Source organism: Shewanella aestuarii (assembly GCF_011765625.1).
Classification (GTDB): domain Bacteria; phylum Pseudomonadota; class Gammaproteobacteria; order Enterobacterales; family Shewanellaceae; genus Shewanella; species Shewanella aestuarii_A.
This window is the reverse complement of sequence record NZ_CP050313.1, coordinates 2,063,383-2,087,026: the sequence shown is the minus strand read 5'-3', so window position 1 is coordinate 2,087,026 and position 23,644 is coordinate 2,063,383. Positions and strand designations below refer to the sequence as shown.

Annotated in this window: 20 protein-coding genes and 3 pseudogenes; 17 read left to right on the top strand and 6 right to left on the bottom strand. The window is 38.3% G+C overall.

Features of this window, described 5'->3' with window-relative positions:
• The first annotated feature begins 466 nt into the window (after nt 1–466).
• Entirely contained in the window at nt 467–1,426 is a 960-nt protein-coding gene (locus HBH39_RS09420) for a sensor domain-containing diguanylate cyclase (protein WP_167677668.1), read from the top strand.
• A gap of 67 nt (nt 1,427–1,493) precedes the next feature.
• Here the strand turns inward: HBH39_RS09420 and HBH39_RS09415 are convergent.
• A pseudogene (locus tag HBH39_RS09415) lies at nt 1,494–2,193 on the bottom strand (IS5 family transposase).
• 215 nt (nt 2,194–2,408) lie between these two features.
• Here HBH39_RS09415 and HBH39_RS09410 point away from each other — a divergent pair.
• The 4 genes and pseudogenes from HBH39_RS09410 to HBH39_RS09395 all read left to right on the top strand — a co-directional run bounded on the left by HBH39_RS09410 (nt 2,409) and on the right by HBH39_RS09395 (nt 6,635).
• Complete coding sequence (locus tag HBH39_RS09410) at nt 2,409–3,677, top strand: sensor domain-containing diguanylate cyclase (protein ID WP_167677666.1); 1,269 nt, start codon at nt 2,409–2,411, stop codon at nt 3,675–3,677.
• Nucleotides 3,667–3,834 carry an XdhC family protein gene (locus tag HBH39_RS09405; protein ID WP_208764143.1) on the top strand — a complete coding sequence of 56 codons (168 nt, stop codon included), beginning with the start codon at nt 3,667–3,669 and terminating at the stop codon, nt 3,832–3,834. The genes HBH39_RS09410 and HBH39_RS09405 overlap by 11 nt, the downstream gene beginning before the upstream one ends.
• Before the next feature lie 28 nt (nt 3,835–3,862).
• A pseudogene (locus HBH39_RS09400) lies at nt 3,863–4,342 on the top strand (IS66 family transposase); the annotation flags it as partial.
• 166 nt (nt 4,343–4,508) lie between these two features.
• Entirely contained in the window at nt 4,509–6,635 is a 2,127-nt protein-coding gene (locus HBH39_RS09395) for an EAL domain-containing protein (protein WP_167677664.1), read from the top strand.
• A 501-nt stretch (nt 6,636–7,136) separates the two neighbouring features.
• Here the strand turns inward: HBH39_RS09395 and HBH39_RS09390 are convergent.
• The 3 genes and pseudogenes from HBH39_RS09390 to HBH39_RS09380 all read right to left on the bottom strand — a co-directional run bounded on the left by HBH39_RS09390 (nt 7,137) and on the right by HBH39_RS09380 (nt 9,919).
• Complete coding sequence (locus HBH39_RS09390; RefSeq protein WP_167677661.1) at nt 7,137–8,528, bottom strand: alpha-amylase family glycosyl hydrolase; 1,392 nt, start codon at nt 8,526–8,528, stop codon at nt 7,137–7,139.
• A 138-nt stretch (nt 8,529–8,666) separates the two neighbouring features.
• Nucleotides 8,667–8,870: pseudogene (locus HBH39_RS09385) on the bottom strand (transposase domain-containing protein); the annotation flags it as partial.
• A gap of 629 nt (nt 8,871–9,499) precedes the next feature.
• Complete coding sequence (locus HBH39_RS09380) at nt 9,500–9,919, bottom strand: BLUF domain-containing protein (protein WP_167677659.1); 420 nt, start codon at nt 9,917–9,919, stop codon at nt 9,500–9,502.
• A 356-nt stretch (nt 9,920–10,275) separates the two neighbouring features.
• Here HBH39_RS09380 and HBH39_RS09375 point away from each other — a divergent pair, with 356 nt between their 5' ends.
• The 12 genes from HBH39_RS09375 (at nt 10,276) to HBH39_RS09320 (ending at nt 22,056) form a co-directional block, all read left to right on the top strand.
• Nucleotides 10,276–11,460 carry a methyl-accepting chemotaxis protein gene (locus HBH39_RS09375; RefSeq protein WP_167677657.1) on the top strand — a complete coding sequence of 395 codons (1,185 nt, stop codon included), beginning with the start codon at nt 10,276–10,278 and terminating at the stop codon, nt 11,458–11,460.
• 51 nt (nt 11,461–11,511) lie between these two features.
• Entirely contained in the window at nt 11,512–11,796 is a 285-nt protein-coding gene (locus HBH39_RS09370) for an STAS domain-containing protein (RefSeq protein ID WP_348272993.1), read from the top strand.
• A 24-nt stretch (nt 11,797–11,820) separates the two neighbouring features.
• Nucleotides 11,821–13,470 (top strand): SpoIIE family protein phosphatase, encoded by a 1,650-nt coding sequence (locus HBH39_RS09365; protein ID WP_167677655.1) that lies wholly within the window; start codon nt 11,821–11,823, stop codon nt 13,468–13,470.
• 2 nt (nt 13,471–13,472) lie between these two features.
• Nucleotides 13,473–13,838 carry a response regulator gene (locus HBH39_RS09360; protein WP_167677653.1) on the top strand — a complete coding sequence of 122 codons (366 nt, stop codon included), beginning with the start codon at nt 13,473–13,475 and terminating at the stop codon, nt 13,836–13,838.
• 28 nt (nt 13,839–13,866) lie between these two features.
• The gene (locus tag HBH39_RS09355) at nt 13,867–15,834 is read left to right on the top strand and encodes a chemotaxis protein CheA (RefSeq protein ID WP_167677651.1); all 1,968 of its coding nucleotides are present in this window, start codon (nt 13,867–13,869) and stop codon (nt 15,832–15,834) included.
• On the top strand, nt 15,824–16,327 hold the full coding sequence (locus HBH39_RS09350) for a chemotaxis protein CheW (protein WP_167677649.1): 504 nt from the start codon (nt 15,824–15,826) through the stop codon (nt 16,325–16,327). The genes HBH39_RS09355 and HBH39_RS09350 overlap by 11 nt, the downstream gene beginning before the upstream one ends.
• A gap of 5 nt (nt 16,328–16,332) precedes the next feature.
• Nucleotides 16,333–16,473 carry a hypothetical protein gene (locus HBH39_RS09345; protein ID WP_167677647.1) on the top strand — a complete coding sequence of 47 codons (141 nt, stop codon included), beginning with the start codon at nt 16,333–16,335 and terminating at the stop codon, nt 16,471–16,473.
• A gap of 215 nt (nt 16,474–16,688) precedes the next feature.
• Nucleotides 16,689–18,659 (top strand): methyl-accepting chemotaxis protein, encoded by a 1,971-nt coding sequence (locus HBH39_RS09340; protein ID WP_167680027.1) that lies wholly within the window; start codon nt 16,689–16,691, stop codon nt 18,657–18,659.
• Nucleotides 18,660–18,734: 75 nt separating this feature from the next.
• A complete protein-coding gene (locus HBH39_RS09335; protein WP_167677645.1) occupies nt 18,735–19,571 on the top strand; it encodes a CheR family methyltransferase in 837 nt (278 codons plus the stop codon).
• Nucleotides 19,572–19,573: 2 nt separating this feature from the next.
• Nucleotides 19,574–20,194, top strand: a complete 621-nt coding sequence (gene cheD / locus HBH39_RS09330) for a chemoreceptor glutamine deamidase CheD (RefSeq protein WP_167677643.1) — start codon at nt 19,574–19,576, stop codon at nt 20,192–20,194.
• Nucleotides 20,187–21,239 carry a protein-glutamate methylesterase/protein-glutamine glutaminase gene (locus HBH39_RS09325; RefSeq protein ID WP_208764142.1) on the top strand — a complete coding sequence of 351 codons (1,053 nt, stop codon included), beginning with the start codon at nt 20,187–20,189 and terminating at the stop codon, nt 21,237–21,239. The genes cheD and HBH39_RS09325 overlap by 8 nt, the downstream gene beginning before the upstream one ends.
• 136 nt (nt 21,240–21,375) lie before the next feature.
• On the top strand, nt 21,376–22,056 hold the full coding sequence (locus tag HBH39_RS09320) for a substrate-binding periplasmic protein (RefSeq protein ID WP_208764141.1): 681 nt from the start codon (nt 21,376–21,378) through the stop codon (nt 22,054–22,056).
• Nucleotides 22,057–22,279: 223 nt separating this feature from the next.
• On the opposite strand, the gene gloA is transcribed toward HBH39_RS09320, so the two are convergent.
• On the bottom strand, nt 22,280–22,690 hold the full coding sequence (gene gloA / locus HBH39_RS09315; RefSeq protein WP_167677637.1) for a lactoylglutathione lyase: 411 nt from the start codon (nt 22,688–22,690) through the stop codon (nt 22,280–22,282).
• A 312-nt stretch (nt 22,691–23,002) separates the two neighbouring features.
• Nucleotides 23,003–23,644, bottom strand: coding sequence for an endonuclease III (gene nth, locus HBH39_RS09310; RefSeq protein WP_167677635.1), 642 nt, complete (start codon nt 23,642–23,644; stop codon nt 23,003–23,005).

Sequence of the window (23,644 nt, the reverse complement as noted above, 5' to 3'; positions counted from 1 at the left end):
GGCGGTTGAAGTTTGTGGGACTGGTGCCAATGCTAATAGTGTTGGCGCGTGAAGCGTAGTTAACCTTGTCTGGATAGTCAGAATAAGTGAGGGTGTGTCAGCAATAAAAACAGGGGTAGCTAGTTTTAAATTAGGTGGGGCGACACCCCATAACCTAATAGTGAGAAACCAGTAAATAAGGTATTAATAGAACAATGAAAAAAGATGAAAACCAACAAAATCGACCTTGAAAGGTACAATCAGAACATACAATTAGCTGAAAGGTTGTACAAAATACCACTACCGATATAAAGCAAATTCTTATAGCATAAATCATATTGATTAATTTGGATGTGGCATCGGCCAAGTCCAGCAAGCGATTTATGCCTTGCAAACAGCGCAAGCGTAACTCATAAATACTAAAACGTTATGCCACTACATTGTAAAAACACTCTACAATTAAGTAAATTTCAAAATAGGTGTAGATATGATTAAGCCTGAATTCCCGGACAATGAAGCAGAGAGACTTCATGCCTTAAGAACGCTCCAAATCCTCGATACGTCACATGAAGAACGCTTTGATCGTGTCACTCGAATGGCCAAGCGTATGTTTGGGGTGGAAATGTCACTGGTTAGCCTCGTTGATGACGATAGGCAGTGGTTTAAATCCAAACAAGGTTTAGATGCAACTGAAACACCTCGTGATATATCCTTTTGTGGTCATGCTATCAATCAGGATGGCTTATTCATTATTCCCAATGCGATTGAGGATGTGCGGTTTTCTGATAACCCTCTAGTTACCGATGCGCCTAATATCCGTTTTTATGCGGGTTACCCTTTAAAGTTGAGACAAGGTATAAATCTAGGGACATTATGTTTAATTGACTCGAAACCGAAGCATCTGAATGAAGAGGATAAGCAGCTATTAAACGATTTGGGTGCCATGATTGAGCAAGAAATCAGGTCAATTCAACTGTCAACACTGGATGAATTAACCTTGATATCGAACCGGAGAGGATTCCTGACATTGGCTGAACATGTCCAAAAGGTCTGCCGACGCAAGAAAATGCCGACGTCAGTTATTTTATTTGATCTTAATAAATTCAAACCGATTAATGATAATTTCGGTCACCACGAGGGTGATTTTGCATTAAAGCAGTTTGCAGAAGTGATGCGCAGCGTTTTCCGTGAGAGCGATGTGATTGGCAGACTCGGTGGGGATGAGTTTGTTGTTATGCTGACAGATACCAGTGATGAAAAAATTACGATCACCCTGGAGCGCTTTAGAACAGCAATAGACATAATGAATAAGGGCATTAATAAACCTTACCTTATAGAATACAGTGCCGGTGTAGCGAGCTTCTCTTTTGATACAGAGCAATCGTTAGAAGAAATGATTGCGGAGGCTGATGCCGCAATGTACGAAAAAAAAAGACAGGGCGCGTGAGAGCTCGTGAACGTGAAGAATCGCGTAATCCGGGTAGCCGGAGGTATCTCTAGCCTCCACATTTTACTTAGCAATACATCGGCAGCCACATTATAGTAAACGCCAGTGATACCATACTGGCGTATTTTCTTACTAACTTATCATATCTCGTTGATATTGTTTGGAAATGCTTAATCCTTGCGAAAGCATTCTCAACCAAATATCGATACTTGTAGAGACAACAAACCATGCTTTCTTTGTCGATATCTTGTCCATAATTTCGCTTTGGTATAATCGTCTCACCACCTTTAGAGTCAACATATGCCCTTAACGCGTCGCTGTCATAGCCTTTATCAGCGATAAATATGTTCACTTCCTACAAGACTTTCGGCACGAGCAATATCATTTTTCTGGCCTTCTGATAGCTCGAAATAGATTGGTAATCCACCACTATCCACGACCAGATGAATTTTCGTTGAGTTACCGCCACGACTCTTTCCAATACATTCATTATCTTGGGTCGCAGCTCCAGCGCTATGCTGATGAGCTTTGACTATTGAGCCGTCTGCAAATACCCAGTCATAATTGGAAAGTTTTGATAACTCTTTGAATAATATATCTAACAGGCCATTTTTTGACCACGGGTTAAAGAGGCGATAAACCTTGCTCCAGTCCCCAAACTCTGTTGGTAGATCACGCCATGGAATACCAGTTCGCAAGCGGTAAAGAATTCCTTCAAAGGTCATCCTATGTTCAGATTTTTTATAAATGCGGACAGTGTCCTTCATCGCTTAAAGCAGCTTTTGTCTCCGCTTATCAGTTAGCATTAGTCTCGGCATGGTATGGAGTTACAGTTTATTTTGTCGAAACAAATTATAATTCTTTACCATGCTGCTCAAAAGTCATCACGAAAGTTCAACACGCCCTAAGCTTGGGTATAGAGTTTAGTATTAATTTATTTTTGGCCTACAATTATTTATGGTCATAAATAAGAGACAAATAAATGGAAAATAATCCTTTATCCCCTTTTGAGATAGTTGAATCACTATTTGAAGGGGTTGTGATTCATAGTGCAACAACTGAAATTATTTATGCCAATCCCCGCGCTTTGGAGATTTTGAGGGTTACAGAAAACCAAGTGCTTAATAAAGATGTTCTTAATCCTAAATGGCATTTTTTATGTGGTAAAGGTAATGCTCTGGCATTTGAAGACTATCCTGTCAACATCGTTATCCGCACTAAACAACCGATTTTTAATGTCGAAGTTGGGTTTGTTGATAAATCTTCCGGCGACATTACTTGGATACTTTGCAATACATCCCCAAAATTTAACCAAGATGGCACAATCAAATACATCATTTCCAGTTTTATTGATATCACCAGTAGAAAAGTTGCAGTGCCACTCGAAGCAGTCGTCGCTAATGCTAACGATATCATCATTATTACTAAAGCCAATACCGATGATCCGCAAATTGTATACGTCAATGCTGCTTTTACAAAACTTACCGGCTACGAGCCTGATGAGGCCATTGGCAAGACGCCGCGTTTTTTACAAGGCCCAAATACAGACAAAGACACTCGCTCAAGAATTAGAGACGCCCTTAGGAACAGTCACGGTATTAGAGAGACCATAGTTAACTACACTAAAACTGGCGTGCCCTATTGGCTTGATATAAATATATTCCCGCTGAAAAATAGCTTAGGACAAATCACCTACTTTGCCGCGGTTGAACGTGATGTCACCAATGAAGTCATAAAAGTCGAAAATCTTACTCATCTCGCGTTAGAAGACCCGCTTACTGGATTACTCAATCGACGTGGCTTTGAGCAAGCAGTAACTAATACTTTTGCTGATAAAAATTTTTCCTTTCATACACTTGCACTTATCGACATTGATTATTTCAAAAACATTAACGACACTCATGGTCATGACGTGGGAGATATAGTACTGACTCAATTAGCAAACCTGCTAAAGAAATTCTTCAGAGATAGCGATCTTATCTGTCGTTTTGGTGGAGAAGAGTTTATCGTATTGATGCAAAAGTCAGATATAAATAACAGCTTAGTTAAGTTTGAACAGTTTCGAACCGGTGTTAAAGAAACGAGCTTTAGCATCAATAAGCAACTCAATTTATCCATTACCGTTAGCCTAGGTTTAATTCAAATACCCAGCAGCGATATTCATTTGGAATCCCACATAAAAAACGCAGATATCGCGCTGTATCAAGCTAAACGTGGTGGACGTAATCGCATACAGGTATTTGAGTTTTGAGCGATTGCAGCGTATTGGTGAATTAACTGATGCTCAAATTGATAAAATCTATGCGCCTATCGGATTGCAAATTGGCAGTAAAACCCCATTTGAAATTGCTGTTTCGATAATTGCTGGTTTAATTGATAAACGCCATAAATTGAACGCTCAACGTTAACATAACTCAACTGTATTAGTGTGATTACCAAGGGAAACTGAATAAAACCGGCAAAGCCGATGTGGTATTAAGCCTTATCCAAAAACTGTACGCAGTTAAGTCACGCGTTAAAGATAAAAGTACTGATGAAAAGTACATCGCCAGACAAGAGGCTAGCCTGCCTATTCTTATCAAGTTAAAAACTTGGCTTGAACAGCATCAGCTAAATTTGGTGGGTAATACTAAGCTGATAGAGGCAGCTAATTACTTGGCTAATCAATGAGACAAGCTCATTCGTTATGTTAATGATGGCAGACTAAGTATTGATAATAATCGTGCAGAGCGAGCGGTAAAACCGTTTGTGATAGGCCGAAAAATAGGTTATTTAGCCACACGGCAAATGGTGCTTATACTAGTGCAACACTTTACAGCATTGTGGAAACCGCAAAGGTAAATGGCTTGCCTTAATGAACTGTGCAAACCAGCACCGGATATCGACAGCTTGTTACCTTGGAATTTTAAACGATAGGTGTAGCTGCCCAGACGCTTACGGTTGATCGCAGTTCACGCCAGTTTTATTTAGATTGTGAATTTATTAACAATACAGTAAAGCGGAACTTAATTGATTTAAAAATTTGCATTATCAGTTAATGTGCATCAATACTGTAAACAAATAATTTTAATAATTTGTTGGTATGAAAAATAATCTTCTGAATAACCTGATTGAGTATATTCCCGTAGGGATAGTGGTTCATGGTTCTCAGTCGGAAATTCTTTTTTCTAATAAAATGGCCTCAGACATTCTCGGCCTCAGCAGAGCTCAGATGCAAGGTAAAGATGCTCTTGACCCTGCATGGCATTTCGCCCATCCGGATGGCTACACCCTAGCTGTAGATGATTATCCTGTTAATCGTGTATTCAAAAGCAAGGAAGGCTTATGGGGGATGATTCTTAAGGTTTACAGACCTATTTCACATGATAGTGCATGGGTATTATGTAACGCATTTCCTAGTTTTGATGAGTGTGGCGAGATATCTGAAGTTATTACCTGCTTTATTGATATAACGTCAGTAAAAAATGCAGAAAATGCTCTTAAGAGCTCTGAGGAGCGTTTGAATCTTATTTTGCAGGGTACCAATGATGCGGCTTGGGATTGGGACATTTGTCAGCACAATGTCTATTTATCTTCACGATGGTGGCAGATGATAGGAAGAGAACCTAATGAGCTAGAAGCCACAGAGGATTTGCTTTTCAAATTGCTTCATCCAGATGACTTAAAAAAAATCATGAATAGAGTAGCCGAGTTGATGCTTCCTTTTGGGCCTTCTAGTTTTGAGGCCGAATTCAGATTGCAAACCAAATCCGGTGATTATTTGCCTGTACTTTCCAGAGGGGTGGTTCTCAGGGACTCCGATGGCACAGCCTTACGCTTTTCTGGCGCCAATATGGATCTAACTGAGCGTAAAGAATCTGAAGATCGCATTTATCGATTAGCGTTCCACGATGTGCTAACAGGCCTAGCTAACAGAACCTTTTTGATGGAACATCTCAAGAGTGTACTTGCAAGATATGGAAATAGTAAACAGTTTGGCGCGTTACTTCTTATTGACCTAGATAATTTTAAAATCATCAACGACACCAAAGGACATGATGTTGGTGATGAACTCTTGAAATTAGTTTCTAAACGTCTACTTACGGCAGCTCGAGACTGTGATTTCGTCGCACGTTTAGGTGGCGATGAGTTTGTAGTTGTTTTGGATTATCTGACTTCAGAAAAACACTCTGCCTCGCATATGGCTGAGTCAATCGGAAAAAAAATAATAGAATTGTTAAGTAAGCCATTTGTATTTGCTGACCAAACGTTACTCACTACCCCCAGTATCGGGATCACTATGTTTGGCCAGCGAAATAAACAGCAGGATGAGCTACTTAAGCAAGCTGATTTAGCAATGTACCATGCCAAGGAAAATGGCAAGAATACTTTAAGTTTATTTGAGCCAGCTATGCAGTTCAAGGTAGAAAAGAGGGTTGAGCTGGCAAAAGATTTACGAGATGGGCTCGTAAATGACGAGTTCATACTTTTCTGCCAACCTCAAATGGACGCACTTGGCAAGCTTTGTGGTGGCGAAGTATTGATCCGTTGGCAGCATCCAGTACTAGGCTTAGTTATGCCCAACGAATTTATCCCCTTGGCTGAGCAAACTGACTTGATTATTCCTATTGGAGAGTGGGTATTGCGCAGAACCTGTGAAATATTGTGTGAGTGGGAGCAAAATTCAGCCCTAAAGCACCTTACACTGTCGGTGAATGTCAGTGTGAATCAGGTTTTAGCCAGCAATTTTGTCGAAAGGGTGTTAACTATAATTGATGACAATGGCGCTAATCCTAGTCTGATTATTTTGGAGTTAACAGAAAGTTTGTTGGCCGAGCATGTTGAAGATATCATTTTCAAAATGAATGAACTGAATAAGCGCGGGGTTCGATTTTCGATCGATGATTTTGGTACAGGCTATTCTTCTCTCAATTATCTTAAACGTTTCCCATTAACTGAACTCAAAATCGATCAATCCTTTGTAAGAGATATACCTTCAGATAAAAATGATGCAGTGATTACAGAGATTATTATTACTCTGGCTCAAAAGTTGGGATTGAGAGTGTTGGCTGAAGGTGTTGAAACCGAAGAGCAATTGCAATTTTTGTTGGATCATGATTGCCAATATTTTCAGGGGTATTTGTTTGGTAAGCCCAGTCCCATCGAATTGTTTGCTGGCATTGCTGAAGCCAATTCTGCCAAATTGTTGTATTCATTTGGAAAAAGATAGTTTATAAACCACTGATTAAAATTTTGGCTATATAACTAGCCCTTTCCCATTCGGCAAATGAAAGCGATCTTAATAATCGATAATTTGAGGCTTTCAGTCTGTGGCGACCGAGCCGCGGACTGCTATCGCAGCGCGCTGCTTTGGGCGTTAGGCGTTTTATCTAGTTTGGTGTTTTCTGATAGTTTGGAGGAATTATGTTGATTTCAATTGTTCTCGTTTAAATCTGGGCTTTATTAATGTTTCGATCAGGTTTGGCTGAATATAAGTATTATAAATCGGTCAAAACACTTGTGTTAATTTGCACTCACTCACCCACTGAGTTGAATTTATTTTTGGTAAATATAAGCAAAATACTCCCCACCAAAGAACGAGTAAGGTAATTTTTAATTGTGATATATTGATGCTCATGCAAATAACTAAATATATTTGTAACAAATATATATGCTACTCACATGATTATCTTAATTTAAAAACCTTAAATAGCCGCTTAGCCTTTAAATATTACTGAACATAAACTCTATACTCCCAAGGCGCCAACTTAAGGCTTGTGTCTTCAGTAAGCGTTGCCTTTTGTTTGCTAAATAGCTCTGTATATACTCCAGCTGTTTGTGGCCCCATAAATTGAATATCATGATCTTTATCAGAAAAATTAATCACAACAAACACTTTGTCTTTGGTATTTTCGCGGATAAAACTAAACACCTCAGTCGGATTAGTGTTATAAATACGCTCCATTGTCGCGCCATATTTACCATGCCACAACGCACTATTTTGTTTCTGCAAAGCTAAGAGCTTCTGAATCAATGGCTTAAATTTATGTTCTTTCCATTCGATAGGATCTTTTTCAAAAAATTCAAGTCGCTTACTATTCCCTGCTTCAAGTCCATTATAAATTAATGGCATACCTTCACCGACAATAGACAATACAATAGCTGTTGCTACTTTTTCTTCACTACCATAACGCTCAAACACGGTTCCTTCCCATGAATTAGCATCGTGATTTGAAACATACGTCATCCGATAGCTATTTTTCGGATACGCTCCCTCATTCCATGAATAGTATATAAACAATCTATTTAAATCAGCGTGACCACTTAAAATATCATGAATAGCTTCCTGCCAAGACCATGCATAAGTAGCATCAAAAGCTTGAGCATGTAAATCACGCATTTCCCATTCTGCTAACATAAAAACGGGCTTGATAGCGTCTAGCTCCGCTCTAACGTTTTCCCAAAAATCTATAGGAACAAAACCTGCTACATCACATCGATAACCATCAATGTTTGCTTCTTTGACCCAATACTTCATTGCATCGGTCATGTATTCACGCATTTCAGGTACGTTATAATCAAAGTCTATTATGTCTGACCAATCCCACCAAGGCGTAGGTTGAAAATTGCCTTGCGAATTTTTTGTATACCAATTTGGATGCTTATATCTTAATTCATTATCCCAAGCACTATGATTCGCTACCCAATCTAAAATAACGTACATACCTAATTCGTGAGCAGCATTAACAAAGCTTTTTAAGTCCTCTAAGGTACCAAATTCAGGATTTACTCCGTAATAGTCTTTTACTGAGTAAGGGCTGCCCAAGGAACCTTTTCTGTTTTCTTCGCCAATTGGATGAATTGGCATTAACCAAAGAATATCGACGCCAAGCTCTTTTAATCGTGGTAATTGATGCTCCGCGGCTTTAAATGTTCCTTCAGGGGTGAACTGCCGCGTATTAATTTGATATAAACTTGCGTTCCTACTCCACTGTGGGTGCGTTAACTTTACATACTCTTGAGGAACATAATTAGAAGAAATATTCGTTGCCTTAGTTTTTTTACTTATATTAGTGCAGGCACACAACCCTAAAACTAGTAATATTATTGTAAAGCTTTTCATATAGGAAACCTCTTAAACGATTAAGTTATAAGAATATGCGATGTTGCGAAGTTATTTTCAACAAACCGTTAACATGAATACGTATGCGATCCTTTATACCTGTGTATCATAGTAAGCGTAAAACCAAGCAGTGAAACGTTAATCCAAATTGCTCAGATCCACATTCCACGGTATTAAATCGGTTAAATCATTGGTAGGAAGACGCTTGGGTAACTCGGTAAACAAGTGTCTGAAGTAGTAATATGGACTGATATCGTTCGCGCGACAGGTCATCACTAAACTGTATAAATTCGCACTGGCATGCGCGCCATTGACTGACGTTGAGAACATCCAGTTTTTACGCTTATGTGAACGTCCACATAAGCGTAAAAACTGGTTATTTAGCCAAACGGCAAATGGGGCTCATGCTAATGCACCTTATTAATCCTAAATACTATGCGGTATGGGTAAAACCAAATTGATTTGACAATTTTTCACTTCAATCATATAGTCAATCTTAGTTAGCAATTGCAGGTTATGAGTATGTGTTATCGATGCAAGCTAATGAATTTAAACGACTTATATTATATTTAATACGGAAGCCTTGGGTTCAAATCCCTATCCCTCCGCCATATTAAATACGAAAGAAGCCGTTGATTATCAACGGCTTTTTTTGTTTTTGGCGTTAGAGAGGCTTTCCAAGAGGATTGACTCAGACAATGTACCCGCTTTTCACATGAGCGGAGCCCCAATAACGTGTATTGTACACGTATCTGTTTAGTCCAATCTCTTTGCTTTAAAGGTTTCCTTTGTATTTAGATGTTTAAATCTATCTTTCTAGTCTCGTGCATATCAACACTGAAGCTATTTTAGAATATTTAGATGTAGAAATACCACTGTTGTTGACTGTCTTAAGTATCATCGACGCAATAATTCATGAATTTATATAAATGAATATCTGCACTAATCATCGCCTTGTTCAAAATCTCATGTTAAACAGAAATAAGATTGTTTCGAAGTTCTAAAAGCATTAGAAAAGCTGCCGAGCCCGATATGTTATAGGGGTTAAATTCAGTTGAGGTTGTAAATTTTAAATTTATGGGCTCCATGTTTTTAGTTGCTGGCACATAAGCCATATCCCAAGAACTAAATTCCCTAGAGCATATTTCGCTATAATCAATAATGACTATATTGGAGTGTCGAGTATCTTTAAGAATTTTGTTGTAGGTCTCATTGACACTCTCTCTACTTCCTTCAAGACATTGAATAAAATAATTATTACTAAAGCAGAGCATGCCAGTGATACCCTGTTTTGCATTATGTAAACGGGCTTTTTTAAGAATATCTTCCAGAGAGGATTCGTTAAAGATTCCTGTAACTGAACTAGCATAGATTAAACGAGTTAGGTACATAAAATTCTCTTTTTTAGGGCTAAAGACTTATTAAATATAATAGAAATTTCCACAAATGCTATCGAGTAGTCATCAATAGCGAAAATTGAGATTTTGTGAACAGCCCAAGCCAAACACATGTTCGCAAGTTTATAAGTTTATCGTCTTTTGGCACGCGATTTAGATAATGTTGCAACTTAACTCTCTCGTTGGTCTGAGCTGTGTCTTGTTTACTTATGTCCAGAGATTAAATTGCCTCCATACGAGCGAGTTTACTAGCAAGACTTTGTTTGTCGGTAAAAAAGTAAAAAAAAAAATTAGCACTTAAAGAATTACTGTCTACACTGTAATTATTAGAGCTAATAAGGGACAGCCTTTTGAAAAAAAAGCTTTTTATTGAATCACCATTAACACTTCTTGTTTTAAGCACATTCATTGCTTTTATCGTCGGTTTGATATTGATGAATTGGCTTCCAGGGGTGCTTGTATTGGTTATCGCTTTGGTCGTTAACGCATTAGCAATGTGGCGATCATTACGATTGCTACCATCTGCTTTTGCAACAGAGACTAAAGTTGACATCAAGGCGGAAGCCTCTTCAAAACCAACTATTACGTCTGACGCTAGCCAATTACAACAACTTCTGGATACTCTTAAATCTATCCTTATTGAATGCAAGCAAAATGTAAATGATGTTAATGACGTACAATCAGATGCTATTGAAACTCTGGTTACTTCTTTTTCTCAATTAAAAGAGTTAGCAGAATTACAGCAAGCTAGGGTAACTCAGCTGCTCGCTTCTGAAAGTGATGAAAATGGTAATTGCTGGATGACGTCCTTCGCTCAAGAAACCAGTGAGACGCTAGAGCAGTTTGTTGAAACCACCGTTAATATGTCAGCAGCTTCTATGGATTTAGTCGAAAAGGTTGATCGAATAAATAGCATGGTCCCTGATGTCATGAAAGCGATGAAGGATATTGATCAAATTGCTTCTCAAACTAATTTACTTGCTCTTAATGCTGCTATTGAGGCTGCTCGTGCAGGTGAAGCAGGCCGTGGTTTCGCAGTTGTTGCAGATGAGGTTAGGTCGCTTTCAACACGGTCGGCGGGTTTTAGTAATCAAATCCAACAAAAACTGAAAAATATGGCAGTACAAATTGAAACCTTAACAGCAGATATTGGTGGTGTTGCTTCGCAAGACGTTACTTATGTAATGGAATCTAAAAAAAATGTCCACAAGGCTATTGAGAAGTTAATGGAAAATGCCGCTGGTAATCAACAGCACACTTCAGCCCTTGATGAACATAACCAAATATTACAACAATCTTTGCATGATGCGATGCGCGGGCTTCAGTTCGGTGATATTAATTCACAAAATCTAACATTTACTGCTGAACAGTTAACTCAAATTTATGAACAATTAACTATATTAATTAAACCGGGCAGCATGCAAGATGAAACAAAATTGAAAGAATGTAATGAACGACTTATAGAGTTTAGGAATCAGAAGCACAACCCTGTTTCTGCCAGTTCAATGGCTAGTGGAGACATTGATCTATTCTAGGGGTTAAATATAACAATTATAAAATATTAAAAAAGCCTGAGGATAATAGTAGTGGATATATATAATATTAGGTTACCAAATCGTTTTGATTTTAGTCACCACAAGATTTTTAATCAAGAGATTGAGTCTTTGTTTAAACAGTCGAATGTTAAAGAAATTCATTTGGATTTCTCTCAGGTAAATTATTTAGATAGTTCAGCGCTTGGTATGTTAGTTTTATTATCAAAGAAGAATGAAAAATTGTTTGGTGCTAAGCTGAGTATTAAAGGTGCTCATGGCAGTGCGTTTGAAATTCTTGAAATCGCTCAAATGGGTAGACTTTATGCCTTCATTTGAACGATATTATTCTAGCCGGCCCCAATGTCAGTATTGATTATTGAGGATAGCCCGGTCTTTGGTTTAATGTATAAGAAATTTTTTAAGGGAAAAGGAATTTCAATTGTTATATGTCAATCATTAGAAAAAGCAAAGCAAGAGATTGAAAATCCACAATACAATTTTGAGCTTGTGCTTTTGGATAATCATTTGCCAGATGGTAAAGGTATTGAAATATTATCTGACTTGAAATCGAAATTACCTTTAGTTGCTATCATTATGGTCAGCGCAAACAGTGAAACAGATTTTTTTGTGGAAGCATTCAAGCAAGGTATTGATGATATTGCACTAAAGCCTATTGATATGGAATTATTATGGCTTAAAATGAAAAAGTCATTTCATCAGCGTTATTTAGAAATACTCAATAATAATCAGCGTGAAGCATTAAACATTTGGCGAGATTCTCAACTACAGGAGCAAGCCCTTGCTAAACATTTAATTGGAGCCATGCATGGAAAAATTCACTCAGATATATCAGCAATAAATTACTGGGTTAAACCGTCATCATTATTTAGCGGCGATAGTATTATTCACTGTGATGGACCTGATGGAAGTCACTATGTGATGTTGGCCGATGCGATGGGACATGGGTTAGCTGCAACTGTGTCTTTAATGCCAATGATGCAGGCATTTGGTGCAATGGCTGATAAAGGTTTACCGTTATGTAATATTGTTTTTGAGCTAAACTCTAAGTTAAACCATCTATTAACAGAAGATCGTTTTGTTGCTGTCGTCATTATTCATTTGCAATTGATTAATAAAACTATTGAGGTCTGGAATGGTGGCATGCCGCCAGTAATAATTGTTGATGATCAATATAAAATAATAAAGCAAGTTAAGTCAGCCAACATGGCATTAGGTGTTTTGTCTGATAATTTGATTAGTGTTAGTACTGAAAAACTTGATTTAGTTGATAACCAAAGACTACTTCTTTTCAGTGATGGAGCCATAGAGACTCCATCAATAGAAGGTAATATGTTATCTGTCGATGACTTAGTATCGTTAGTTAAGTCATCAGAAGAACCGCTAGAAGCCGTAAAACTGCATTTTAATGATAAATGCGAATCGCCACCAGATGATATTTCTATTGTAGTTATTGATACCCACGATATTTTACAGACTTTAATTAAAGATGACGAAGTTATTTATACACAAGAGAGTGCATTTATTATTGAGCATACCTTACAGGGTAAATCTATGGATTTATTAGATGTACCAAGTCATTTGTGTGAATTGTTATCTAAGCAGTTACCGTTATCTTTGGTGTCTAAAGTTTTTACCGTATTAACAGAGTTGTATTTAAATGCGTTTGAACATGGCATACTTGAACTGAAAAGTGAGATTAAGTCAGAAGAAAATGGATTTTTAAATTTTTATGAGCAAAAACAGGAGAGAACAAATCATTTATCAAATACAAATAAAATCAAGTTGAAAATTCAATGGCAAAGTAATACGCAGCGTTTAGAAATATATATCGAAGATAGTGGTCATGGATTTTTTAATAAAGATATAGAACCAAGTGCTTTGTTTAAAAGTTACGGCCGAGGTCTATCTTTGATTGAGAATATAGCTGATTCCCTTGAAATTATACCTCCTGGTAATGCAACTAGAGTGGTATTGGTAGGAAAAATATAATTATGAGTAAAAGTATTTTAATTGTTGATGATTCAGCTTCAATTCGTCAAATGGTAGAAGTAACACTTAAATCAGCCAATTACCAAGTAACATTAGCATCAGACGGTCAAGAGGCTTTTGATTTATGTAAAGTAAAAAACTTTGACTTCGTATTAACGGATCAAAATATGCCACGGATGGATGGGCTGACTTTAATAAAATCGTTAAGAGGTTTAGCAGCCTATCGAATGAAGCCAATTGTGGTGCTAACCACAGAAGCCAGTGATGAAATGAAGGCCCGTGGTAAAGCTGCAGGTGCAACTGGTTGGATGGTTAAACCTTTTGATCCAGCTAAGCTTTTACAAGTGGCTTCTAAAGTGTTGGGATAAATCCTTTTATTAAATAGTTGGTAACATTATGTCAATGGATATGAGTCAATTCCATGGTGTTTTTATTGAAGAGAGTCAAGAGCATCTTGATGAGATGGAGCACCTATTACTAGCCCTTGATCCAACTTCACCCGATATCGAAGAGCTAAATAGCATATTTCGTGCAGCGCATTCAATAAAAGGTGGTAGTGGCATGTTTAGCTTTGATGCGCTAATTACTGTTACCCATGTTATGGAGAGCTTATTTGATAAAGCACGACAAGGTAAATTCAATTTCTCATCTCATATCATTGATGAATTATTAATTGCTGTAGATGTTCTTCGTAAGCTATTAAAAAGTTATGCAGAAAATACCGCAATAGATTGGGCTTTGGTTAATAGCGCGACGGCATCATTAGAAGTTATTTTAGATCCAGATTGTCGGCCAGAAGTACAAGATGATAAAAAAGGCTATGGATTTTTTAAACCACTTAATTCATCTAATAAAGAGAGTAGTAAACACGAAGAAGTCAAAGTTGAGGATGACGAAGGTTTTGGTTTTTTTGAACCAATAGGTGAAGAAAAGACAACAGATAAAGAAGAAGATTTTGGATTCTTCGTTGAATTAGACGATAACTTATCTGATTCAAATATTGCTCAACAAGAGATATCGAATAATCAGGATGATGATTTTAATACTGAAGCAGATCAATCAACTGCTCAAGCAGATGATTCAACGGATCAGATAACGAGTTATTCCCCGCAAACTAAGTCCGCTTCCCCTTCAAAATCAATTACAGAAACCAAAACTAAGGCTGATACTAGCGAAAGTAGCAGTATTAGAGTTGATATCGCAAAAATTGACAGTTTAGTTAATTTGGTCGGTGAGTTAGTGATCACCCAATCGATGCTCAACCTTATTGGTGATGAAATTACTGGTGTAGCTAGTGAAAAACTGCATTCTGCTTTATCAGAATTAGAGCGAAATACGCGCGAACTTCAAGAGGGCATCATGTCTATTAGGATGTTGCCTATGTCTTTTGTATTCAATCGCTTTCCTCGTGTTGTTAGGGATTTATCTAAAAAATTAAATAAAAAAATTGATTTAACAATTATCGGTGGACAAACCGAAATCGATAAAGGTCTCATTGAGCTCTTGGTTGACCCATTGACTCACCTTGTTCGCAACAGTCTAGATCATGGGATTGAATTACCTGAAGTCAGAACAGCTAATGGTAAACCGGAAACCGGTGTTCTTACCCTAAAAGCTGAGCAGAAAGGCGGTAACATATTGATTTCAGTATTAGATGATGGAGCTGGACTAAACCGTGATCGCATACTAGCCAAGGCACGAGAAAATAATATAGATATTCCCGAACATCCAACTGACCAACAAGTTTGGCAATTAATTATGGCCGCAGGCTTTTCAACTGCAGAACAAGTTACCGATGTTTCTGGTCGTGGTGTTGGTATGGATGTTGTGAAACGAAATATCGAGTCTATGGGAGGGCGGTTAGAAATATTTTCTGAAAAAGGCTTAGGATCGTCATTTCAAATCCGCTTACCTCTGACCTTAGCTATACTTGATGGAATGTCTATTTCCGTTGGGGGACAAATATTTATCATTCCACTTGTCAATATTATTGAATCTGTGCAACCACAAAGCGCTCAACTAAAGTTTATTGGTAATGAACAAGTTTTGGATTTACGAGATGCATACTGGCCAATTGTTAATTTATCACACGTGATGGATTTAGAGCCTAAGTCTTCATTAATTACAGAAGGTATTTTGGTGCTAGTTGAAACAAATAATACCCGCTTCGCATTGCTTGTTGACGAGTTAATTGGCCAACAACAAGCTGTAATAAAAAGTTTAGAGCAACATTATCGCCGAGTACAAGGCGTAGCTGGGGCGACTATTATGGGCGATGGCAGTGTTGCATTGATCTTAGATGCAGAATCATTGGCTTTGAAAATCGATGAGTCTTTAAAGCAAAGGGTTGAGTATGATAACTGAACAAAAAAAAGATGCTGATAGTCAAAATGGGACCACGCATGAGTATCTAACCTTCATCTTAGGAGATGAGCATTATGGATTAGATATCATGAAGGTACGTGAAATTAGGGGATATGAGCCAGTCACAAAAATCGCTAATGCCCCAGCCTTTATAAAAGGAGTATTGAACCTTCGTGGCGATATAGTTCCGATTGTTGATTTAAGGCTTAAATTCGATGTTGGTGAAGCTTCATATAACGAATTTACGATTGTCATTATGCTTCATATTAATGATCGTATTGTTGGTATTGTGGTTGACGCTGTGTCAGATGTTATCAATATGAAAGCTTCAGAAATAAAACCACCACCAGAATTTGGTGTTGCTTTTGACAGCCAATATTTATTTGGATTAGCGCCAGTTAATGAGCAAATGATTATTCTACTTAACATTGAAAAATTGATTTCCAGCCAAGAGCTGGGGTTATTTGATTCTACAGCATTGCCATCGGAGTGAGAAATATGGGTATCGGATCTTGGTTTGGAAATAATGGACATCAACAACAAGCGTTAACTCGTGCGGGTTTGGTTTTAGACAACAGTAGTACTTGTTTTATGATTGCAGACCCCAACGGATTATCGTCTATGCAAATAAAGCGGTGATTAATTTATTAACCGTTGCACAAGATGATATCCGTAAAGAGTTGCCGCATTTTTCAGTATCTTCTTTGATTGGAAGCAATATTGATATTTTTCATAAACAGCCTCAACATCAAAAAAATATACTCTCTCAGCTAACTCAAAGTCATACGGCAGAAATTAATGTCGGTGTTCGTTGTTTTAAACTCGTTCTCAATCCTTTACGTGATGAGCACGGCATGTCTCTTGGTACTTCAGTTGAATGGCATGATATTACTCAGCAGAAAAAACACGAGTTGCTGTCATTAAGAGTGACATCAGCATTAGAGGCAACCTCTTCAAATGTCATGGTTGCTGATAACGACCGTCAGATTATCTATATGAATAATGCTGTTGAGGCTATGCTTAGAGAAGCAGAACATGATCTGCGCAAAGCGTTACCACATTTTTCTGTAGATACCATCATTGGTAGTAATATGGATATTTTTCATAAAGATCCATCGCATCAGCGTAAATTACTAGCGGCTTTGGATAAAACCTATGTTGGCAATATTGTGGTGGCTGGCAGAAGTTTTCGATTAATTGCGAATCCTATTTTTGACCAACACAATAACCGTTTAGGTTCGGTAGTTGAGTGGATTGACCGTACCAAGGAAGTGGCTGCCGAACATGAATTAAGCCGTATTCTTGGGGCGCTTGAAACCACAACAACCAATGTCATGATTGCAGATGTGGACCGTAAAATTACCTACATGAATAAGTCAGTGGAAAACATGCTGCGAGTGGCAGAAGCTGATCTAAGAAAGGTACTTCCTCACTTTTCTGTTGATAAAGTGGTTGGCAGTAATATGGATATTTTCCATCAAAATCCTGCTCACCAAATGCACCTTCTTGAGAAACTAACGAAATCCTATACTGCGAATATTGTGGTTGGTAATCGACATTTTCGTTTAGTTGCTAACCCAATTTTTGCTAATGATGGTACTCGATTAGGTTCAGTGGTTGAATGGTTAGATCGTACTCAAGAGGTATTTGTTGAGTCTGAAGTGAATACGGTTGTTGAGTTAGCGGCAGCGGGTGATTTCACCAGTTTAATTTCAACTGATGGCAAAGAAGGGTTTTTCTTGAAATTATCCGAAGGGTTAAATTCTCTCTTGCGGATCACTGAAAGTGGCTTAAATGATATTAATCGCGTACTAAAATCGATTTCAGAAGGGGATTTAACTGAGCGTGTGACCGCTGATTATCAAGGATCATTTGAATTACTTAAAAATGGCTGTAATCAAACTGCGGAAAATCTCTCGCAGATGTTAGGTGAGATCCGTCAGGCTGCCGATACCATTAAAACGGCATCAAGTGAAATTTCTCAAGGAAATACTGATCTATCAAGTCGAACAGAAGAGCAAGCATCGAGTCTTGAAGAAACCGCATCAAGTATGGAAGAGCTGACAGGGACTGTGCGACAAAATGCTGATAATGCCAGACAAGCCAACACATTGTCTGCTAAGGCTTCAGAAGTTGCAATTAATGGTGGGGAACTCATTGATCAAGTTGTTGTTACCATGGCATCCATTAATGAGTCGTCACAAAAAATATCAGACATTATAGGTGTTATTGATGGAATTGCTTTCCAAACAAACATCCTAGCATTGAATGCTGCGGTTGAAGCCGCCCGAGCTGGTGAGCAAGGACGAGGCTTTGCGGTTGTTGCTTCAGAAGTAAGAACCTTAGCGCAACGTTCTGCTAATGCAGCTAAAGATATTAAAGCGTTAATTTCTGACTCTGTTAGTAAGATTAATAACGGTAATGAATTGGTCGGTAAATCTGGTGATACGATGAAAGAAATCGTGACATCAATTAAGCGAGTGAACGACATCATGGCAGAAATTGCTGCGGCATCGAGTGAGCAAGCTTCTGGGCTTGATGAAGTCGGTAAGGCCGTCAGTCAAATGGATGAAATGACCCAGCAAAATGCGGCATTGGTTGAGGAAGCCGCAGCGGCTGCAGAAAGTTTATTATCTCAAGCTGCTCAGTTAGCCACTAATGTTGCCCAATTTAAACTTGATGATAGTCATCAATATCATCAAGCTTCAATCGGTCACTCGTCACCTAAATCACGCATGATTTCTCATGATAAGGGTCCTGCACCCAAACGTGGCGTAATGAAGCCGTCAAAACCACAAGATGAGGATGAGTGGGAAAGTTTCTAGTGTTGAATTAGTCAATGGATGTAAGCCCTCATCAACGAGATGAGGGCTAAAATAGGTGAACACTGGGATATTATAATGACAAGCTCGGAAGGCTCGGATAATAGAGAATTTAGCTTTGCTAAAGCTAATTTTGAAGCTGTGAGAACCTTGTTATATCAATTAACAGGAATACGTTTAGCTGACAGTAAAGACTCGATGGTATATAGCCGGTTGGCTCGTAGGGTGAGGGCGCTAAAGCTACAAGGTTTCTCTGACTATTTGCAATATTTAAATCAACATCCACAGGAAGAAGAGCATTTTATCAACGCGTTAACGACGAACCTAACGTCTTTTTTTCGTGAACCCCATCACTTTGAAATTCTAAAAAAATATTTGTTGTCTCATGCTAATGTGAAAACGATTTGGTGCGCAGCAAGCAGCACAGGTGAAGAACCCTATTCAATTGCTATGGTCGTTGCTGAAACATTGGGTAAGTTTGATGTGCCCATTAAAATTATCGCTTCAGACATAGACAGCCAAGTGCTGAAAAAAGCCAAAGAAGGGATCTATGCAATTGATAAAATTAACTCTTTGTCAGAGGAACGTAAAAAACAATTTTTTTACAGAGGCAAGGGTTCGTTTGCAGGGATGGTTAAAGTGGTGCCTGAGTTACAAAGAATGATAGAGTTTAAGCAGGTTAATCTTCTTAAGCCCGATTGGCCTTTAAAGTACCCAATAGACATTATTTTTTGTCGTAATGTCATGATCTATTTTGACCGTCCAACTCAGCTAGTAATATTAGAAAGGATGGTTAATTTATTACCGAGTCATGGGCTTTATGTCGCAGGTCACTCAGAAACTTTTAATAATGCAACTCATCTAGTCAAACCTGCTGGCAATACTACTTATTATCCTAATAAGACTGTGAGGTAAGTTTGTTAAACTTTGATGTTAATAATTCTCACCTTGCCCCTAACCGATATTATGATCGGCATTTTCAGTGTGAGGCAGTAAAGATTTCACCAGGTGAATATTTTGCTACCACACAAAATACCCTTATTGTGACGGTTTTAGGCTCATGTGTATCAGTTTGTTTACGAGATCCTGTTTTAGGGATCGCGGGGATGAATCACTTTTTGCTACCACAAGATAACTACCCACAAATGGGCTGTGTAAATGAGTCAGCTCGTTATGGTGTATATGCGATGGAAATTTTAATCAATCATCTACTTAAGCTAGGTGCAAATAAAAATAGGCTTGAAGCTAAGGTGTTTGGTGGAGGTAATGTATTGGAGGGCATTACAACAGTGAATGTTGGTGAACGTAATGCTGAATTTGTGCAAGATTATTTACGAATGGAGCACATCCCTATTGTTGCGTCTGATTTATTGGACATTTATCCACGTAAAGTTTATTTTTTTCCTGACACGGGACGTGTATTAGTAAGAAAAATCAAGGTTATGCATAACAGTACGATTTTAGACCGTGAAAGTGAATATAAGTTGAAGTTACGATCACAAGCAAAAAGTGGAGATGTGGAGTTATTTGATGACTAAACAAATAAAAGTATTAGTAGTTGATGATTCAGCGCTGATCCGAAGTTTATTAGGCGAGATTATTCGAGCCGAGCCAGATTTTACTCTTGTTGGTGCTGCACCCGATGCGTTTGCCGCTAAGGATATGGTAAACACTTTTAATCCTGATGTAATTACATTAGATGTCGAAATGCCTAAGGTTGATGGGTTAACATTTTTAGACCGGTTAATGAAGGCTAGGCCCACTCCAGTGCTTATGGTTTCAAGTTTGACCGAGCAGGGCGCCGAGGTCACACTGAAAGCGTTAGAAATTGGAGCGGTGGATTTTTTTCCTAAACCTAAACTGGACATTGCTAACAGTATGGAGGCTTATCGTGCTGAAATTGTTGCTAAGATACGCTCAGTTGCTATGGCAAAGGTTCAGCCTAAACTGACTAGGAAAACGCCAACAAATACTGCATTTAAATATAAAACAACGGAAAAAATTATTGCTATTGGTGCCTCAACAGGGGGAACAGTGGCGCTCAAATCGTTACTTGCTGAAATGCCAATAGACAGCCCAGCCATAGTTATCACCCAGCATATGCCACCAGGTTTTACCAAAACCTTTGCTGAGCATCTTGATAAAATAAGTGCACTCCATGTAAAAGAAGCTCAAGATGGTGAAAGACTTATTCCTGGTTGTGTTTATTTGGCGCCAGGCGATCGACATCTTTTGGTGGTTCGTAGTGGTGCTGATTATCGAATCAAATTATCTGATAGCGAACGAGTTAGTGGTCATAGGCCTTCAGTCGACGTGATGTTTCAATCGTTAGCACAAACAGCAGGAAGCAATGTTTTAGGTATAATTTTAACGGGAATGGGTAAAGATGGCGCCGCGGGTATGTTAGAACTACTCAATTCTGATGGCATCACTATCGCACAGGACGAAGCAAGCTCGGTTATCTTTGGTATGCCTAAGGCTGCAATTGATTTAGGCGCAGCTCAGATGGTGTTGAGTTTGCAAGACATACCGAGCCAAATTGTACAAATACTTAATCGTCTGGGTAAAGAATATAGAATTTGATCGTAGATAACGGCTTTTATCGCGCTTATTTAAGGGGACATTAACTAATGGAAATACATGATATTTCAAGTTATTAGACCGTTAAGTCTGTATATCTTGGTATGTTTGTTATTGGTCCCTAGTGGCCATGCTAAGCATGCCTCTTATCCTTGTCGCCGCAGATAGCGCTCCGACTGCTTATATGGACAATGGTCAAGTTAAAGGAATACTTGTTGATATCGTGACAGAAGCTTTTAAAAGGGCTGGTTATACAGTCAATATTCAACTAAAACCTTGGGCACGTTGTTTGAACGAAGTACAAAACGGTACTGTAGACGGGATATTCTCTGTCTTCAAATTACCTGAGCGAGATGCCTACCTCACTTACACTGACAGCCCTATTATCAGTCAGGTTGAATCATTTTTTGTTCGAGCTGACTCTACAATTACCTTTGATGGTGATTTGACCAAATTTGAAGATGTTGAGATTGGTGTTATTCGAAATACCAGTTATGGAAGCAGTATTGATGAGATGATAAATAATAAAATTTGGAAACAGGTCACTAAAACCAATAATATTGACAGCCTTGTTGCAATGTTAGTTGGTGAGCGGTTTGATCTGGTTCCGAGCTATCATCACGTTTTTCTTCATGCAGCCAAGCGGCTAGGAGTGAGTGACAAAATTAAAGAACTGACGCCAATCGTGTATGAACTGCCCAGCTATTTAGCATTTTCCAACAAGCGTGATTATTCGGCAATTGTGGTCGATTTTGACAAGGCGCTGGCTCAGATGAAGAGTGATGGTACATTTGACGCTATCTATGATAAATATCTGTAGTCGTAACAAACGTAATAAACCTGCCTTGTACCAGATATTTCCCCTTCTTTTTCAGAGTACTTTTTTACTGTGATTGGCAGTCGAGCTAAGCTTACAATGTGACTTGATAAAAAGGCCGCTAAATTACAACGGCCTTTATTTGTACCCTGAAACTGTTACGAATAATTTTTATTAAAGGTGATTTATGGCTTACTAAGAGGGTAAATCATCTCACATTAACAGCCTATCCTAGCCCCTGTGTTGCAAATTTTTTTTGAATTAATTCAATTTTGTAGCCATCAGGATCTTCAACAAAAGCAATTTCTGTCGTGCCACCGGCAACCGGTCCTGGAGCTCGGGTTATTTTACCGCCAGCTTGGGCTATCGCTTCACAGCGAGCATAAATATCTTCCTCGCCTATGGCTAAATGACCAAAACCGGTTCCTAAATCATAGCTATCTTTGCCCCAGTTATAGGTTAATTCAATCACGGCTTGGCCTGTTGATTCCTCATCAAACCCAACAAACGCTAACGTATATTTATATTCTGGGTTGTCTGATTTTCGTAATAACTTCATTCCCATTACTTGGGTATAAAATTCAATGCTGCGGTCTAAATTACCAACACGGATCATTGTATGGAGTATCTGGGACATATGTGTAACCTCAAAACTAAAAAATTAATGATATCAGTAGGCAATGTATGTTGAAAGCCAATTAAAAAATGTTTGCTTAACTTCACAATTATGTTGTATGTGACTAGGAAATCTCATGTTATTCGTTATGATTTGTTTATAGCAAACGGGAGATTAAAATGACTACAGAATTAAAAATGGCTTTAGGCACAACAGTAATAATCGCAATTTGTTTTAGTGCTTTCTTTGTTTCGATGTTTTAGTAAACATAGCTCTAAAAGTAAAAAGCCGCATTGAGCGGCTTTTTGTATTTTGGGTGATTAACACAAGCCACTATTCTTCTGGGTAGACTTTATCTGAGTACTCACATAAGTCTTCAATAATGCAACTTCCACATCTTGGTTTTCTTGCGATGCAGGTATAGCGGCCATGTAAAATAAACCAATGGTGTACATCGACTTTAAATTCAGCCGGTACAACTTTAAGCATTTTTTCTTCTACTTGATCAACATTTTTACCCGTAGCAAATTTGGTTCGATTCGCCATACGGTATATATGAGTATCAACTGCGATTGTTGGCCAGCCAAAGGCTGTATTTAGTACTACATTGGCGGTTTTTCTGCCGACACCAGGAAGTGCTTCTAGTGCTTCACGGTTTTCAGGCACTTGACCTTCGTGAAGATCAATCAACATCTTACATGCTTTAATTACGTTAATGGCTTTGTTGTTATAAAGGCCGATGGTCTTAATATATTGTTTTAATCCATCAACCCCGAGATCGTAAATTGCTTGTGAAGTATTGGCTACGGGAAATAATTTGTCTGTGGCTTTATTAACACTAACGTCAGTGGCCTGTGCTGACAACGTAACCGCTACCAGCAGTTCAAAAGGCGAGCTAAAATTTAGCTCGGTTTCAGGTTTTGGATTATTGTCTCTAAGTCTTTGTAGAATTTGTATACGCTTATCTTTATTCAT